General features: G+C 29.5%; 16 protein-coding genes. 8 read left to right on the forward strand and 8 right to left on the reverse strand.

Features of this window, described 5'->3' with window-relative positions; translation table 11 throughout:
• Positions 1 to 92: 92 nt before the first annotated feature.
• From Q0997_RS02510 to Q0997_RS02530, 5 genes are all read right to left on the reverse strand, one after another.
• Complete coding sequence (locus Q0997_RS02510) at positions 93 to 1,754, reverse strand: serine hydrolase (RefSeq protein ID WP_299884113.1); 1,662 nt, start codon at positions 1,752 to 1,754, stop codon at positions 93 to 95.
• A gap of 172 nt (positions 1,755 to 1,926) precedes the next feature.
• Positions 1,927 to 2,730 (reverse strand): helix-turn-helix transcriptional regulator, encoded by an 804-nt coding sequence (locus Q0997_RS02515; protein WP_299884115.1) that lies wholly within the window; start codon positions 2,728 to 2,730, stop codon positions 1,927 to 1,929.
• A 274-nt stretch (positions 2,731 to 3,004) separates the two neighbouring features.
• Positions 3,005 to 3,436, reverse strand: coding sequence for a hypothetical protein (locus Q0997_RS02520; RefSeq protein WP_299884117.1), 432 nt, complete (start codon positions 3,434 to 3,436; stop codon positions 3,005 to 3,007).
• A gap of 18 nt (positions 3,437 to 3,454) precedes the next feature.
• Positions 3,455 to 3,628 carry a hypothetical protein gene (locus Q0997_RS02525; RefSeq protein ID WP_299884120.1) on the reverse strand — a complete coding sequence of 58 codons (174 nt, stop codon included), beginning with the start codon at positions 3,626 to 3,628 and terminating at the stop codon, positions 3,455 to 3,457.
• Between the two features lie 55 nt (positions 3,629 to 3,683).
• Complete coding sequence (locus tag Q0997_RS02530; protein ID WP_299884122.1) at positions 3,684 to 4,331, reverse strand: hypothetical protein; 648 nt, start codon at positions 4,329 to 4,331, stop codon at positions 3,684 to 3,686.
• A gap of 102 nt (positions 4,332 to 4,433) precedes the next feature.
• On the opposite strand from Q0997_RS02530, the gene Q0997_RS02535 reads away from it, so the two are divergent.
• Together Q0997_RS02535 and Q0997_RS02540 are read left to right on the forward strand one after the other, a co-directional pair.
• Positions 4,434 to 5,768, forward strand: a complete 1,335-nt coding sequence (locus tag Q0997_RS02535; protein WP_299884124.1) for an aspartate kinase — start codon at positions 4,434 to 4,436, stop codon at positions 5,766 to 5,768.
• 92 nt (positions 5,769 to 5,860) lie between these two features.
• Positions 5,861 to 6,304 carry a nuclear transport factor 2 family protein gene (locus Q0997_RS02540; protein ID WP_299884126.1) on the forward strand — a complete coding sequence of 148 codons (444 nt, stop codon included), beginning with the start codon at positions 5,861 to 5,863 and terminating at the stop codon, positions 6,302 to 6,304.
• A 33-nt stretch (positions 6,305 to 6,337) separates the two neighbouring features.
• Here Q0997_RS02540 and Q0997_RS02545 read toward each other — a convergent pair whose 3' ends face one another.
• The 3 genes from Q0997_RS02545 to Q0997_RS02555 all read right to left on the reverse strand — a co-directional run bounded on the left by Q0997_RS02545 (position 6,338) and on the right by Q0997_RS02555 (position 9,734).
• Positions 6,338 to 7,048, reverse strand: coding sequence for a DUF2071 domain-containing protein (locus Q0997_RS02545; protein WP_299884128.1), 711 nt, complete (start codon positions 7,046 to 7,048; stop codon positions 6,338 to 6,340).
• 6 nt (positions 7,049 to 7,054) lie between these two features.
• Positions 7,055 to 8,347 (reverse strand): aminopeptidase P family protein, encoded by a 1,293-nt coding sequence (locus tag Q0997_RS02550; protein ID WP_299884130.1) that lies wholly within the window; start codon positions 8,345 to 8,347, stop codon positions 7,055 to 7,057.
• Positions 8,348 to 8,471: 124 nt separating this feature from the next.
• Entirely contained in the window at positions 8,472 to 9,734 is a 1,263-nt protein-coding gene (locus tag Q0997_RS02555; RefSeq protein WP_299884132.1) for a hypothetical protein, read from the reverse strand.
• A gap of 212 nt (positions 9,735 to 9,946) precedes the next feature.
• Here Q0997_RS02555 and Q0997_RS02560 point away from each other — a divergent pair, with 212 nt between their 5' ends.
• From Q0997_RS02560 to Q0997_RS02585, 6 genes are all read left to right on the forward strand, one after another.
• A complete protein-coding gene (locus Q0997_RS02560; RefSeq protein ID WP_299884134.1) occupies positions 9,947 to 10,993 on the forward strand; it encodes a sensor histidine kinase in 1,047 nt (348 codons plus the stop codon).
• The gene (locus Q0997_RS02565) at positions 10,993 to 11,703 is read left to right on the forward strand and encodes a LytTR family DNA-binding domain-containing protein (protein ID WP_299884136.1); all 711 of its coding nucleotides are present in this window, start codon (positions 10,993 to 10,995) and stop codon (positions 11,701 to 11,703) included. The genes Q0997_RS02560 and Q0997_RS02565 overlap by 1 nt, the downstream gene beginning before the upstream one ends.
• A 101-nt stretch (positions 11,704 to 11,804) precedes the next feature.
• A complete protein-coding gene (locus Q0997_RS02570; RefSeq protein ID WP_299884138.1) occupies positions 11,805 to 14,648 on the forward strand; it encodes a glycosyl hydrolase in 2,844 nt (947 codons plus the stop codon).
• A 46-nt stretch (positions 14,649 to 14,694) separates the two neighbouring features.
• Positions 14,695 to 15,573, forward strand: coding sequence for a hypothetical protein (locus tag Q0997_RS02575; RefSeq protein ID WP_299884140.1), 879 nt, complete (start codon positions 14,695 to 14,697; stop codon positions 15,571 to 15,573).
• 127 nt (positions 15,574 to 15,700) lie between these two features.
• On the forward strand, positions 15,701 to 16,936 hold the full coding sequence (locus Q0997_RS02580) for a hypothetical protein (protein WP_299884142.1): 1,236 nt from the start codon (positions 15,701 to 15,703) through the stop codon (positions 16,934 to 16,936).
• A 101-nt stretch (positions 16,937 to 17,037) separates the two neighbouring features.
• On the forward strand, positions 17,038 to 17,724 hold the full coding sequence (locus Q0997_RS02585; protein WP_299884144.1) for a succinate dehydrogenase cytochrome b subunit: 687 nt from the start codon (positions 17,038 to 17,040) through the stop codon (positions 17,722 to 17,724).
• Positions 17,725 to 17,734 lie beyond the last annotated feature (10 nt).

The raw sequence follows: 17,734 nt of genomic DNA on the forward strand, positions 1-17,734 counted from the left end.
GTAGTTTTTATGTTTAAAAGCGAACTTCATTGAAGTTCGCTTTTTTTATTTAATACTATAATTATTGTCACTTCTTTTGCTACCTATTAATTTTATTTTTTGTCTAATATTGCTGGCAATATATAATCTATCATCATTTTGTCGACATTAGAATGAGCATATGGCATATTATAAGCAGATGCAGTGATTACAATTACAAATGGGATATCTTTAAATATAAAAATTTTATTACCTCCATTACCAGTGCAAAACGAAACTTCATAATCTTTACCATCTATAGTATATGTTTTGTTCCAGAAAAGATAACCATAATAACCGTTTTTTATTCCAGTATAGGCTTGCGATACTTGTTTTGCTAAACTTTTTTCTACCCATTTTTTAGATATAATTTGTTTGTCATTCCATTTTCCATTGTTTTTGTATAATTGACCATACTTAGCAAAATCAATTGCTCTTAATCGTATTCCTCCTGCAGTGTTTCCAACATTTTGGGGCGTGTATTGCCATTTGTAATTAGTAATGTTTAATGGAGCAAATAACTTCTTATCTGCATAAGAAACCAGTCCATTTGGTACAGATTTATGAATAATATCACCTAAAACAACCACACCAGCTGTAAAGTAAGTGTAGTCTTTTTCCATAATTTTATCTTTTTCTATGGGCTGATCTAGTGCAAACTTTACCCAATCGCCAGTTGGATACATATACTCTTCGTTTCCAGGGTTACTCATATCGGTGTCATCACCTAAAAAACCTGAGCTCATTGTTAAAAGTGATTTTAAAGTTATTAAATCTTTTGCAGGCTCATAATTTTTATAAGATTCAAGTTTATAAAACTCTTTGAGTTGTTGCTCTTCATTTTTTATATAATTTTCTTCAATTGCAATCCCCATCATTGTCGATGCAATAGATTTCCCAACAGACCTTGAATCATGTAAACTACCTCTCGTTTCCCCATTAAAGTACTCTTCTATTAATAATTCGCCTTCTTTAATAACTACAATTCCATTAATGTTTTCAAACCTCTTTTGAGCAATTTTTTTATTGAGTGCTTCAATTTTAGAGTGGTTAAAATGGTCTTTTGATATATCCCATCCACTATTGACTGCTATAGTTTGTAAAGCAACAGCATTTTGGTCAAAAGGTAATTCTTTAACATTAATATCAAGATTTCCTTTTGCTAGTAGTTTTCCAACATGTAGTTCTTCATTATTTAAATAGGTTCTTATTTCTATACTCAGTACATGTTTCCCTTTATCCAACTTATCTCTTCCGCCTGACATTTTCATGAATTTTAGCCACAAGTACCAACCCCAATGATCTATTCGTTCTGGTGAGATTAATGGAAGGCTATATTCTAGTTGTGTTTTTTTTGCTGATTTTAAACCAGCTCCGGTATTTAAGTTTTCTACATAAACAATTTCGTTATCTACTAAAAATGAAAACTGAAAATTGCCATTATTTAATAATTCATCTTCAGATAATTTTGGTGCTAATAATTGAAGACTATGCACTAATGGTTTATCTAATGTAAAATGGATAGACAGATGCTTATCTTCATTTAAATTAAAATGTTTAGAAAACTCAGGAGTATTACTTCCTTTTATTTTTGCTTTATTTTTTGCGAAATAGATATTATTGGTTTGCTCTAATTGAATGTGATCACTTTGCTTTTTATTTAAGGATATGTTTTTATTGTTTTGACATGATATAAAGGAGTAGACAAATAATATTAGTACTGTAATTGATTTCATTTTTTTTGATTTTTTGATTTGATTTATTTTGATTATGAATTGATTGTAAATATCAGCCTTTGTTTCTTTGAATAATTGTATAATATTAACATTTGGGAAATTAACTTAAGAAATATTTGCTTAGTGATAATTAGTATAGTCATATCTAATTATAAATCCTCAATTTTAAATTCTACTTTAAGTTTTTTCTATAAAAACTTGGGTTTATCTTAAAATAAGACTTAAAAACACGGTTAAAATGGCTTTGATCTGAAAAGCCAGATTGATAGGCAATTTGTGTCAATGAGTAATTAGAATCTAGTAATAACGGAATGGAATTTTTTATTTTTAATAGCCTAATATATTCACCAAGGCTTGCAGAAAAATATTTAGGTACTGCTCTGGAAATATGATTAGGATGAATACCTAATTGATTTGAGAGGTATTTAAGATTAAGGTTAGCTTGGTCGTAATGTATTAGTTCTTTTAATTTAATAACCCAGTTAGGTATATTTTTATGATTAAATTCTTTTATTGGTCCTAAAGATTCGCTTACTTGTAGTAATAATAGTTCAATAGATATTTCACTATACTCATCTGAAAGAATAAATTCATGATATAATTTTGCAAATAAAAAATGCACATGTGGATTTTCTATTAATTGACTTCCTTCTAGTAAGTTTAATTCTATGTTGTTACTCTTAAACCAGCTTTTTTCGAATTCTAAATGAAATCCAGCAGCATTTTCAGAATGTTTAGATCCAAAATGTGCTTCTTGCCAATTATTAAACATTAAGCTTCCAGATGGTAGTAGTGTTTTGTTTTTTGTATTGCAATCCATCATATTACCATGTAAAACAAACATGAAATAAGGGTTTTCATGGTAATGCCAAGGAGTTTTATCTGTATGATAATCGTATTTGGATAGTAAAATACCATTAAAAGATGCTTCCGAATTTCTTTTACCATAATATTTTCCTTTGGTTGATACTTTCATAATTATCTGGTATGTTCTAATCTCAATGTCTGTTTACACGGCATTATGTCTTTTTATTGTATGTTATGTTTATATCCAAGTCCTCATTTAAATTGTATTATTTAATGATGCAATATTTTAAAGATTAATTTATTTTAAAAATGTTACACTAGATTTACTAGATAATGATTTTTTTTCACCATAATCACCTGCTACTCAAATTTTGAGTTATAAACCAATATTATTAAATAAAATTCTTTCAATGTTAATGCTATGTAAGCAAACCAATTACTTTTTATGTATGATCTATAAATCCTTTATATCTAATTTCTATTCCTAATTCATTAGCTAGTTTTTTTAGTAGTTTTTTCGATTTACTAAGAAGCATTTGCTTCGTTTTATAATCTCCCTTTTCAAAGATGTGAGATGGATTTATATTAAACACTTTAATGTGTTGTTTGTTTTTAGTCAAAAATTCAATGTCTACCCAGAATCTGTTTTTTATTATCGTACCAGTTTCTGAATCACTTAAATCTACTTCGTCTTTATTTAAACGATATGTAATTAAGCTTATATCTGATATATTTATCTTGTGACTTTTATATTTGGTGGATTTTAATTCTACAATATTTGCGCTTTTTCGAATTGTAATTAATTCTTTAGTTGGTTCTAATAATCTTGATATAGAATATGATATTTTTTGGAAAGCAACAAACCCAAAAACCAAAATGAAAAAAATTAAAATTCATGAGAAATCGTCTATCACATTAATTGCCATCCAAATACTAAATACTAGGCTAGATAAACCTAATAACATTGAGGTTGAAATATCAAACCAATCTTTAGAAGATCTATTGTAATTTAGTATTGTGGCTGATTTCTCTTTATCAAATTCAAAATTTCCAAATTGTTGTTTCATTTAATAGATATTGAGTCTATTTGTACGACGTTTGACTGTAATAATAGTTACAGTTTTAATTCAATCTTTTTATTGCAGAAAAGGCTTTATCAACAAGATGATCTTCTACTAAAACTGTAAATTCATTTGTAGTAGAAATTACTTCGTATAATGAGATACCTTCCCAAGCAAAACGCTTAAATATTTGATAGTATAATCCAGATACTTTAGAGTTGTTTTCTGGTAAACGAATACTAATAGCAGAAAGATTTTCTTGTAAACCAATCATGGTTTCGTTTTTAAAATGTTCTTGTATTTTTTGTTTTTCGGTAGCAGAAATCACCATGTTGCTTTCATGAATACCTCTAGAAAATCCGTAAAAAATATTAGTATCTATGCTTTCTAATATTTTGCTATGGCTATTGACTAAGGTTTTTGAATTTTGGAAGGTAAAATCAATTAAATTTGATCGTACAGTTATATCTCCTAAATGCTTTAATACAGCCTTTAATTTATTTGAATGCCTCAAGTCTTTTGGAGGATTATAGCGTCTCAAAGCCATCATTATAGCTCCGGTTTTCACGGGTTTTCTAAGCATGACACTTATAGGTGTTTGTAACTCTTCTGCTAGAGCAGAGAAGTTAATAATGCTTCGTGATAATGCTTCTTCAAGAAAAGGTTGGGTAACTAAAATTTCTTCAACACAAGTTGCTATAGTTTTCATAATGTTAATTATTTAACAGATTGTGTAAAAGTAGACTAATTTTTTTATTTTCATTTATAATAATGGATTACAGTGTAATTTGGCCTTTTAAATAAGAATAGTATGTTGGTATTAAAATTTGGAGGTACATCTGTTGGGTCTATAGAGAATATGACTAATGTAAAAAACATTATCAATGATGGTGAGAAGAAAGTAGTTGTTTTATCTGCTATGTCTGGGACTACAAATGCTTTGGTAGATATTTCAGAATTCATAAGAGCAAAGGAACTAGAAGTAGCCTTAATAAAAATAAATGAGTTGTATGATATCTATAAAAAAACGGTTAAAGACTTATTAAGTGACACCTTTTTAATTATTGAGGCTGAAGCATACGTTAATACTATTTTTTCTGGTTTAATAGATTTGCTTAATATTAATTACTCTGAGTTGTTGCATAATAAAATTGTTGCTCAAGGTGAATTATTGTCTACTTTTTTATTTAGCCGCTTTTTATTTCAAGAGAATATAAAAGTCGCTTTGTTACCTGCTTTAGATTTTATGAGAGTCGATAAAAATAATGAACCAGATGATTTTTATATAAAACAAAATTTTAATAGAATTATAAATGAAATTTCCGATGTAGATATATACATCACACAGGGTTTTGTATGTTTAGATGCTGAAGGTACTATCTCTAATTTACAACGTGGCGGAAGTGATTATACTGCAACAATTATTGGTGCAGCAATAGAGGCTAAAGAAGTTCAAATTTGGACAGATATTGATGGCTTTCATAATAATGATCCTCGTTTTGTAGAAAATACTAAAGCGATTTCAAATCTTTCTTTTAATGAGGCTGCAGAATTGGCTTATTTTGGGGCAAAAATTTTGCATCCGCAAACGGTAGTACCTGTTCGGACATTAAATATTCCTGTGCGATTAAAAAACACCATGTCTCCGGATTCTTACGGAACTTTAATTACCAATGAAATTCATGGAGAAGGCATTAAGGCTATAGCCGCTAAAGATAATATATATGCTATTAAAATTAAATCGGCTAGAATGTTGCAAGCCTATGGATTTTTAAAGAAGGTCTTCGAGGTTTTTGAAAAGTATGAAACAGCAATAGATATGATAACCACTTCTGAAATTGCTGTGTCATTAACTATAGATGATGACACACATTTAAAAGCTATAGTAGAAGAGCTAGAAAAAATTGCAAATGTAGAAGTTGATGATTATATGAGTATTGTATGTTTAGTTGGTAATACTATTATTTACCATCAAGATACACCTCAGTTATTTCAAGTACTACAAGATGTAAATGTTAGAATGATTGCATATGGCGGTAGCAATAACAATATTTCCTTATTGGTAAATACTAGTGATAAAAAAGAGACATTACGAAAATTACAACGTTATGTTTTTGAACATAGTGATCGCCTAGTGTTGAATTAGAATTTAAAATATGAATTTGGAAGTTTACTTTTTATAAAGGCTTTAACATTAGTCAATTACATATTTAGCTATATTTATATAAAACCTTTATTATGAAACCTTTTATTTTTTTATGTGTTTTGTTTTTTACATTACAAGTTTCAGCCCAAGAAAAAGAGTTAGCAACTAAGAATGTTACAATTGCTGCAAATAATTATATTGATACTTTTTATAAAGCAGATACAACATTAGCTTATAAAAGTGTTCATAAAAAGTTACGGAAAGTAGGTTGGTGGTTTGATGAAAAGAAAGGAAAATATTCTGATGATTCTGAAATGCCTTTTGATAAACTTATAAGTTTGTCAAAACGTTGGAATAAAAAAGGAGACAAAGTAAATGAATCTACTCCAAGAAATATTGAAGTTTTAGATGTTTCAGATAAAATTGCAGTAGTAAAAGTTACTGCAGCTTGGGGTATTGACTATTTAAATATGGTTAATACCAACGAAGGTTGGCAAACAATAAATATTGTTTGGCAAACGAAACCTAAATTTTAATTACACATTAAAAATGTGAAGTTTACTCTTTTTTTACTGTATAGTTTTTTTATTTTCAACTGTTATTTCAGAACCTTCAGCTAACATAACAGAATGTGGTTTAAGCTTAGTTAAAAAGCTAAAAGTGTTACCATAAACAGCCCCAAAGTCGACATTTATTTCATAATCTGTAACATTATACTGTTTCCACTTTGGGTGAGTAACTTCGTATTCATTAGTTTTTGTCTCACTATGTTTTGCATAGCCCCAATAATGCTCTGTGATAAATTCTGTTTCGCTATTTAATGGGATCTCTATTTGTGTTTTATCTGCTCTAATTATAAATGATTGCCAGTTAGAGTTATGTTTCCAATGGTATTCTATAAGCTTTTCATTATCAATATCTTCCCATTTATGCAGCATTGGCATTGTTTCGTAATTCTCTTTATATACAGTATTCGCAACAAAAGTTAAAGCTGGTTTAGGTACTATTTCTTTAATAAATACAACACCGCGTTTCCACTCATTATTCTCAAGCCTTTTAACATAAAAGCGTAAATTAACCTCTTCAAAATTGATGTGAAAAGGAATCTTAATGCCTAATAGCTTAGTGTTTAAAAACATAAAACCTACTAGACTTATATAACATTTGTTATTCCATAAATCTAGCTCCGTACCATAAGGAACATAAGGTGATAAGATTGATGGATCAATCTCATAGTTTGCTATAGCAAGTTTTCGCCATTCTGCCTTGAGGAAACTCATTTTGTTTTATGTATTCATTAAATCTTCAATTTCATCAACTTCAATAGGAATGTTTCTCATTAAATTAAAAGGATTTCCGCTTTTTTGGATGACTACATCATCTTCTAAACGAATACCAAAACCTTCATCTGGAATATAAATACCAGGTTCTACAGTAAATACCATGTTTGCTTGCATAGGCTCAGTTAAAATACCATAATCATGTGTGTCTAGTCCCATATGATGAGATGTACCATGCATAAAGTATTTTTTGTAAGCAGGCCAATCTGGGTTTTCGTTTTGAACATCTGCTTTATCAATTAAACCTAAGCCTAATAGTTCTTTTGTCATTAATTTACCAACTTCAACATGGTATTCTGCCCATAATGTTCCAGGGGTAAGCATTTTAGTGGCTTCATTTTTAACCCTTAAAACTGCGTTGTAAACGTCTTTTTGTCTGTCTGTAAACTGTCCAGATACAGGAATGGTACGTGACATATCACTAGAGTAATTAGCGTATTCTGCACCTATATCTAGTAAAATTAAATCGCCTGCTTTACATTGTTGGTTGTTCTCTATATAATGTAACACATTTGCGTTTTTTCCAGAGGCTACAATTGGTGTGTAAGCGAATTTTTTAGAACGGTTTCTTAAAAATTCATGCATAAATTCTGCTTCAATTTCAAACTCCCAAACATCAGGTTTTACAAAACCTAAAATACGACGAAAGCCTTTTTCTGTAATGTTACAAGCAGTTTGTATTAAGTCTATTTCTATTTGGTCTTTTACAGAACGTAAACGTTGTAAAATTGGATTGCTTTTTGCTACATTATGTGCAGGGTATTTATCTTTTAACCATTTTGTAAAACGATCTTCACGAGTTTCGGTTTCTACATTAGCACGATAATGTTCATTAGTGTTTATATATACCGTTTCTGCTTGAGTCATAATCTCAAACATTATTTTTTCTAAGTCTTGTAACCAGTAAACCGTTTTAATGCCACTAGTAGCTAATGCTGCTTCTTTGGTTAGTTTTTCTCCTTCCCAAACAGCAATATGCTCATTCGTTTCTTTTAAAAATAAAATTTCGCGATGTTTTTCAATTGGACAATCTGGAAATAGAACTAAAATGCTTTCTTCTTGATCAACACCACTTAAATAGAAAATATCTCTATGCTGTTCAAAAGGCATTGTACTATCTGCACTAATTGGATAGATGTCATTAGAATTAAATACCGCTAGACTTTTAGGTTGCATTTGAGCAGTAAAGTTTTTACGATTTTTTATAAAAAGAGAGTTGTCTATTTTGTGATACTTCATTGGAAAATTATTTTTTACTCATCAAAAAGATGGAAATATGTTACTTTTCCTCAAAAATAATCAGATTATAATAAAAAAGATGCTTTAAGCACCTTTTTATATAACATTTAATGTCTTTAATACATTAATTTCTATTAGCTGTTGGTTCTTCATCAATAGGTAATAAAAGTTGATAGTCGTAACTGTAAATAAGGTTTCTCAATTTGTGGTAGTCACCTGTTTTAGGAAGTTGTATTTCATTGTTTTCTATAGCTTTTCTAATAGCTTTAAGGTTTATAATTGCCCATGCTTCTTTTTTTGCTAATGGAAAAAATACTTTATAGCGTTTATAGCTTCGTTTATATTTTTCAAAATTATTAACGATTTTTCCGTTTTCCTCTTTATAAAAAGGCTGCCAGGTATTAATACAAGTAGTTATAGTACCATTCTTTTTTGCTAAAGACTCTGTAAGCTCGCCTATGTCGTAAGCGCCATTTACAAATGTTTTTTTTGCATGTAAACTTCCAATTTTTGTGAATATTTTTGGATTCTTTTCAGTTTTTGAAGCTGCGTTATAATGTTTCATAAAATTATTTCGCATATAACTAATACGATCTACGTGAGAATCGTTTCTCCAATTTATGTATATATCCCAACTAATTTTTAAATCTTTAATAATAGCTTGCGCTTTTTTGTTAGAACTTTCAAAAGCTTTAAAATACTCAATAACAGCTTTCTCTTTTTTTATTGGTCCATAAGCTCCATCAATTTCTTCTTTTAAATCAGCAATGAAATGTTTATACATTATAGCTTTTGCTTCATTTTGAAGCCTAATTATATTGGAGTAATTTGATGTTTCTTTAGCTGTTTCTGTTAATTCGTCCATTAAAAAAAATGTTGAAAAATAAAATTCTTGATCTAAACCCCATAGCTTCATATTGTATGTTCTGGCTTCTTTTAAAAATTCAGCATCTGTAACACTTGTAAAGAATGGAATAGGTACAGCGGTTTCTCCTCCTTGAGACACAGAATATTTAGAATTAAAAGATTTTAGATTTTCTACACTTTGACTTGCTGGAGTTGTTAATTTAGTGAGTTTTTCTGCAGAATGTGGACCAACTTCAATGGCAAAATGTTTAAATCCTGAATTGGCTAATAAAGGAATAAACGCTTTATTAAATATGGAGGTTTGTTCAGAATTATGCATTTCTCCATAGACTACAAATTGAGATTTAGCAGCTATATTTTCTAGTTCGACTTTTCCTTCTCCTAGAATTGCGTTATTTTTAATAGTAAAATAAGATAGATGGTTTTTGAGAATTTCAGTGTCTAAAATTGTCTGTTCGTTTTGTGAATTTACAGTAGAGTAAATAAATACTATACATAAAAATATGATTGATTTTTTCATGATATAAAGGTTTTAAAATTAAATCTTGAGTAAGATTATTACATCTTATTTTAATCTTTAAAAAAATCTGACGTACTTATTAGTAAATTATATGAACACCGTATTTTATATTATTTTTATGTTTGTTGTCTAAAACAATAAGTTGGTATAATAAAGTTATAAGTTGATATAATTAAACTAATAACTGTTTAGAATGGTATTAAATTCGTGATATGCAATTATCTAAAGAGCTTAAATACAATATCCTTTTTGCTGTTCTACTGGTTTTTATTGGTGAAACATGGTCATATTCAAATGATATGATTTATAATAATACTAGAACCGAATGGTTTAGACCTGGAGCTGTTGTATTATTTATAACCTATAACATTTCATACTTTTCTGTATATACTATAAATTATTTAGTATTTGCACCTCGTTTTTTAAAACCTAATAAGATTTTTCAATATATTTTTTCGTTTGTTGCTATGGTCTTAATTTTTGCAGCTATTCGCTTTTTTTTGGAAGAAATTTTAATTCTAGAATTATTTAATTTTCACAATTATAATTTAAATAGACCCAATATCGTAGCGATATATTTGACAGATAGTACTATTTATGCAATGAGACCATGTTTGTATAGTAGTTTAATGTTCTTGTTTTTTAGGTTTACTGAAAATAAATCTCGTATGCATGAGTTAGAAATGCAACATCAGGAAGCTCAAATGACCATGTTGAAATCTCAGATAAGTCCACATTTTTTATTTAATACCTTAAACGGGTTTTATTCTGATTTATACGATAAGCAGCCAGAAACTGCAGACGATATTTTAAAATTATCAAATCTATTAAGATACGTAACCTATGATGCAAAGGCTAATTACATGCCTTTAAATAAGGAAATCTCTTTTATTGAAGATTATCTTTATTTCTATAAAAGGAGATATGAAGATGAGTTTTATGTAAATTTATCTATAAAAGGGAGTGTTGAGGGACAGCAAGTACCATCGTTGATGCTAATTCATTTTGTTGAAAATTTGTGTAAACATGGGATTATTAATGATTCTAAAAAAACAGCAGTTATAGATATTGTTATAAATAATAATAGCCTAGAAATTCGCACAGAAAATGAAATAAACCCTTCAGAAAATTATATGGATAAAGGCATTGGAACAAAAAATATTAAAAGACGTTTAAAGTTGTTCTTTGAGGATAATTATATTTTAAAAACTAATCATATTAAAGATACATATCTTACGTATTTAAAAATACCTCTGTAATGCAAAAGCTTAAATGTATTATTATTGACGATGAGCCAGCAGCAATACGCTTACTAGAGCGATTCGTGTCTGATGTAGCCTTTTTAAAGCTCCAAAACACTTTTACTAAACCGCTAGAAGCACTCGCTTTTTTAGAAAGTAACCCAGTAGATTTAGTGTTTCTTGATGTCCAGATGCCTCAAATTACTGGTGTTCAATTATCAAAAATTATAAAACCAAGTATGCAAATTATATTCACCACTGCTTACTCTGAGTTTGCTATAGATAGTTATGAGGTTGCTGCAATCGATTATTTATTAAAGCCGTTTTCGTTCGAACGTTTTTATCAATCTGTTCTTAAAACTCAAACAAAATGTATAAAACCTTTTGTAAATCAAGAAGAAATAGGAAACTATATTTTTATTAAAACTGATGGCAAACATAATTTTAATCGTGTCTTTTTAGAAGATATTCTATACATAGAAGGTTTAAAAAATTATGTATCTATACAGTTAAAAGAGGAGCAGATTATTACGTATAGTACTTTAAAACATTTATCTTATAGATTGCCTGAATTCCAATTTATCCAAATCCATAAATCTTATATTATTGGGTTGTCTCATATAAATAAAATAGACAATGATACCGTATGGATTGGAGGAAAACAATTACCTATAGGTAATACTTATCGAAAAAAATTCTTCGAGATCATTAATGAAAAACAGCTTTAAATTATTTTTTTTCTATTTAGAATACTAAGCGTTAAAATAAATAGAAACAACAACTTTTAAGTAAAAAAATGGTAATTTCATCCCATTAAAACGTAACTATTATGCTGTATTCTAGATTTCTTTTATTCATTTTTTTTCTAAGTACTTTTATTGTCGATGCACAACAACCAGCGACGTCAGCAATAGAAGTTCAAAATGCATTAAAACAAAAAGAAAAGCTTCAATTAAATTCTATAGTAAAAAATATTCCGTTCAAAAACATTGGTCCAACAGTTATGAGTGGCCGTGTGGTAGATATAGATGTAAACCCTAAAAACTCTGCAGAATTTTATGTAGGTTATGCTTCGGGCGGTTTATGGCATACGGTAAATAATGGCGCATCTTTTATTCCGATTTTAGATAGTTCACAAACTCAAAATGTTGGTGATATTGCTGTAGATTGGAATACTAGAACGATATGGGTTGGTACAGGAGAAAATAATAGTTCAAGATCTTCGTATTCTGGTATAGGGATATTAAAATCTCAAGATAATGGTAAAACTTGGGAGAATGTTGGTTTAGCAGATTCCCATCATATAGGACGTATTTTAATTAATCCCAATAATCCAGATGAGGTTGTTATTGGCGTTACAGGACATTTATATTCACCTAATAAAGAACGCGGTATTTACAAGACAAAAGATGGCGGTAAAACATGGAAGCAAGTCTTATTTGTTGATGAAAATAGTGGCATTATAGATGTACAACAATCTCCAAATAATTTTAATGTCTTGTTTGCATCCTCGTGGACAAGAGATAGAAAAGCATGGAATTTTGATGGTAGTGGAAACAACTCTGCAATATTTAAAAGTATAGATAGTGGTGAAACATGGATGCGTGTTTCTATAGAAGAAAGTGGTTTTCCTACAGGAAAAGGTGTTGGAAGAATAGGATTAGCTGTTTTTAATGATAATGTAGTTTATGCACTTCACGATAGTCAATTTAGAAGAGAATCTGATGATAAAAAAGAGAAAACAAGAGGTTTACAAAAGAATGATTTTAAAACAATGAATGCTTCAGAATTTTTAAAATTAGAAGATAAAAAACTAAATGGTTTTTTAAAAACTAACGGCTTTCAAGAAAAATATAGAGCAGAAAATGTAAAGCAAATGGTGCGTAGTGGAAATGTAAAGCCAATTGATTTAGCTACATACCTTGAAGATGCAAATGCTATGCTTTTTGACACACCAGTAATTGGTGCAGAAGTGTATAAGAGTATTGATGGTGGGAAAACATGGAAAAAAACACATGACGATTATCTAGACGATTTGTACTATAGCTATGGTTATTACTTTGGAGAAATTAGAGTAGATACTCAAAATGAAGATGGTATTTATATTATGGGTGTACCTATTTTAAAATCTAAAGATGGCGGGCAAACGTTTACGTCAATTAGTAAAGAAAATGTGCATGCAGATCATCAGGCACTTTGGGTAAATCCTAATAAATCTGGCCATTTAATTAATGGTAATGATGGCGGATTAAATATGTCTTACGATGATGGTGAAAACTGGGAAAAATTAAATGTCAATAGTGTTGGTCAGTTTTACGCTATTAATGTAGATAATCAAATGCCTTATAGAGTTTATGGTGGTTTGCAGGATAATGGTGTTTGGGTTGGTGCTCACAATGCTCCAGAAAACAAAGCATGGCATCAAAGCGGTATGTATCCATGGGAAAGTATAATGGGTGGTGATGGTATGCAAATTGAAATAGATAATAGAGATAGTAATATTGTATATACAGGTTATCAATTTGGAAACTATTTTAGAATAAATAGAGAAAAAGGAGAACAAAAGTATATTCAACCAAAACATGAATTAGGCGAAAGTCCATATCGATTTAATTGGCAAACTCCTATTCATTTATCAAGACATAATCAAGATATTTTATATTTAGGAGGTAATAAATTAATGCGTTCACTAGATAAGGGTGAAAACTGGAAAGCTATTTCTCAAGATTTAACACAAGGCGGAAAGAAAGGTAATGTTGCTTATGGAACATTAACAACAATTAGCGAATCGCCTTTTGAATTTGGTTTAATTTATACAGGAAGTGATGATGGTTTAATTCATATTACAAAAAACGGTGGAGGTAGTTGGAATAATATATCAGGTAAGCTTCCAAAAGATTTGTGGGTGAGTAGAATTGTTGCATCTAAACATAAACAAGAACGCGTTTATGTAACTCTAAATGGATATCGTTGGGATGATTTTACTACTTATGTTTATATGTCTAATGATTATGGACAAACATGGAAAAGTATTGCGTCTAACATTCCAATGTCTCCTGTAAATGTTATTCGTGAAGATATTGTAAATGAAAATATTATTTATTTAGGAACAGATAATGGCGCTTATGTAAGTTTTAATAATGGTGAATCATGGGAAGCTTTTTCTAAAAATTTACCAGCAGTTGCTGTTCATGATATGGTGATGCAAGAAGCAAGCAATGATTTAATAATTGGAACACATGGAAGGAGTATTTATAAAACTAATGTAGAGCCACTTCAAAAAATGAATAATGCTTTAATGAATGAGCATATTACTATTTTCGATACAGAAAATATTAGTGCTTCAAAACGTTGGGGAAATAGTTGGAGTAAATGGATGCAGCCTTTTGAACCTACTACTAATTTTAAGTTTTATTCAAATGCTTCGGTCAAAAAAACCATAGAAATTAGAAGCGATAAAAATACTGTTTTAAATACTATAGAAGTTGAAGCAGATAAAGGATTTAACTACGTAGATTACGATTTAACAATTACTGATAAAGGAAGAAAGAAACTGCTAAAAGAAAATACAAGCATAGATATTGTAAAAGCAAAGAATGATAAATATTATCTTCCAAAAGGTAAATATCTAGTTTATATTGATGGTGTAACTAAAGGATTTGAAGTAGAATAAATAATATTTTATTATTTTTTGAGTTTTTATATAAAACCTCAAACAAATGAAATACCTAAAATTAATTACAATTATAACTGTAATATTATTATTAGTTGCCTGTAGTGATAATAATGAACCTATTCAAAATAACGATTCTCAGGTTAATTTAATTATAAAATTCAAATTCGATCCAACACAAGAACGCTTAAATAATTTGGGGCAACCTGCAACTATACCAGTTGGTAATGCAGCCCAATCACCAGATTTTAAAAAAATGAGCGCTAATTATATTGAATTTGCTCCAGATGCATTAACACTTTTAGGGCAAGGAGAAATTGTTTTTAATGGTACAGAAACATCTCAAGGAGGAGCAATGGCTATAGATTTTCAAAACGCTGTTTTTGCAGGTAATAATGAAACTTTTATAACTATTCCATTAAGTGAAGTTGCTGTTGGGGATTATGAATGGGTACGCGTGTCTTTAGCTTATCAAGAAGGTAATATAGATTTTTTGGCAGATGATGGTAATGCCTATACAGGCACACTAGCAAGTTTTGTTGGCTATAATACATTTATATCTTCTTTTGATTTGAATGGAAGTAATATAGCTGTAGATGCAAATAGGTTACAAGGTTTTTGGGCTTTTGAAACCTTAGGATTAACATTCCAAGGTCAAGCACCAGAAGGAGCGACTACTGTGCCTAATCCATTATTTAATTCTTCCCCTATTCCTCAAGGATCGTGTGTGGTTACTGGACAATTTGAAAATGGTTTTACAATTAGCGGTAGTGAAACAGAAGATGTAGAAGTAACATTATCATTTTCTGTAAATAATAGTTTTGAATGGACAGAAGTAAATGCAGATGGTAAATACGAACCTAGTGCTGGTGAACAAGTTGTAGATATGGGGCTTCGTGGATTAATACCTATTGTCTCTAATTAATCTAGTTTTAGAATCTGTATAAATAACAGGAAGTGTTTGTTAAAGTAAACTAAAATTGAGAGGTTAACGTTATGATATAATCTAATTTAGCTGTGCTAAACTAAATTCATCATCAATCAAATCAATCATGAAAAACTTCGCTGTTTTACTATTTTCCCTTTTTTCAATATTTCAAAGTTTCTCTCAAGAGGACACAACGCCAGCATTAAAAATTTTTTTAGATTGTGATGTTTGTGATATCGATTATATCAAACAAAATTTAGGAAATGTCCAATTTGTTAGAGATCAAAATCTTGGAGATGTACATTTGTTTTTCGTTACACAACGAAATGGTAGTGGAGGAAGAAGTTATGAAATAGACTTCATTGGCAAAGACAGTTTTAAAGATATATCCTATAAGTTAAGTTTTTCTACAGATACTAATATGACTGATGATGATGTTAGAAAACGAATTTTAAGTAATATTAAATTAGGATTAGTTCGATTTTGGATTGGAAAAGGAACTATTGAAAATATATCTGTTTCTGTTCCAAGTCCTGAAAACGAAGAAGAGCAAGTAGAAGAAAAAGACCCATGGAATTATTGGGTGTTTAGAGTAGGCGCTAATGGCTTTTTTAATGGCCAGGAATCTAATAATAGAAGTAATTTAAATGTAAATGTTTCTGCTGCCCGAGTTACAGAAAACAATAAATTTTCTTTAAGAGTAAATTTTGGGGAAAATAAATCTACATTTACTTTTGATGGAGAAGATATTGTTAACATTAATAATAATAAATTTTTAAATATTAGTGATGTTTTAAGTCTTAACGACCATTGGTCTTATGGCGCATTTGCAGGAGTTGGAGCTTCGACTTTTAGCAATAGAGATTTCTTTTGGAATTTTAAACCAGCTATAGAATACAATTTTTTCAAATATAAAGAATCAGCAAAAAAACAATTAACATTATCTTACAGAAATGGTGTTGTTTTTAACGATTATATTGAGCGTTCTGTATTTGGGAAGAATAAAGAATATTTATGGGAACATAATTTGTTATTAGGAGGAAGCATTAACCAAGAATGGGGTAGTTTAAATGCTGAAGCGTCGTTTAATCAATTTCTTCATGATACAACATTAAACTCTTTAGGCTTTTTCCTAGGTGCCAATGTAAGAGTATTTAAAGGATTTAATTTTAACGTTAGTGGTAACTATAGAATTACAAGAAATCAAGTTAATTTAGCTGCTGGAGACGTGTCTTTAGAAGAGTTGTTACTTCAACAACAGCAACTACAATCTGGTTATAATTATTGGGTAAGTCTTGGGTTTAGTTATTCTTTTGGTTCTATATATAATACGATAGTGAATCCTAGATTTAATTTCTAAATTAAACCCATTCTAAATTTCAACGAAAACAGTATGTAAAATTTGTTATACCAACTAACGAGCGTTATCTTTGTGAGAACTATACTTTAACTACAAAAATAATGAGCGGAATTTTAAATTCTTCAATAGGAAGAAAGTTTGCCATGGCACTTTCGGCACTCTTTCTGATGGTTTTTTTACTACAACATTTTTCAATAAACATACTGTCTGTATTAAGTCCTGATACTTTTAATGATGTATCTCACTTTATGGGTACATTTTGGGTCATTCAGTATTTGTTACAGCCGGTACTTATTATAGGTGTGATTTTTCACTTCGTCATGGGATTTGTTTTAGAAATAAAAAACAACAAAGCAAGACAAATTAGCTATGCAAAAAATAATGGTGGAGCTAATTCAACATGGATGAGTCGTAATATGATTTGGAGTGGAGGATTTATTTTAGTCTTCATGATTATTCATTTTATTGATTTTTGGATTCCAGAATTAAATACAAAATTTGTTGTGGGAGATATGTCGGGATTAGTAGATCCTAATAATATTGAAAGCGGTTATAGATATCACGAAGAGTTAGTACACAAATTCGTACCTATATGGCGTGTTGCATTATATTGCGTTGGATTTATTTTCTTAGCACTACACTTATTACATGGTTTCAACTCATCTTTCCAATCAGTCGGAGCAAATAACAAATACACAAAAGGATTAAAAGGATTTAGTAAAATTTATGCAATTGGCATTCCATTAGGATTCATTTTTATTGCATTATTTCATCATTTTAACCATTAATATACAGAGA

This window comes from uncultured Lacinutrix sp., assembly GCF_947500325.1.
In the GTDB taxonomy this organism is placed as follows: Bacteria; Bacteroidota; Bacteroidia; order Flavobacteriales; family Flavobacteriaceae; genus Lacinutrix.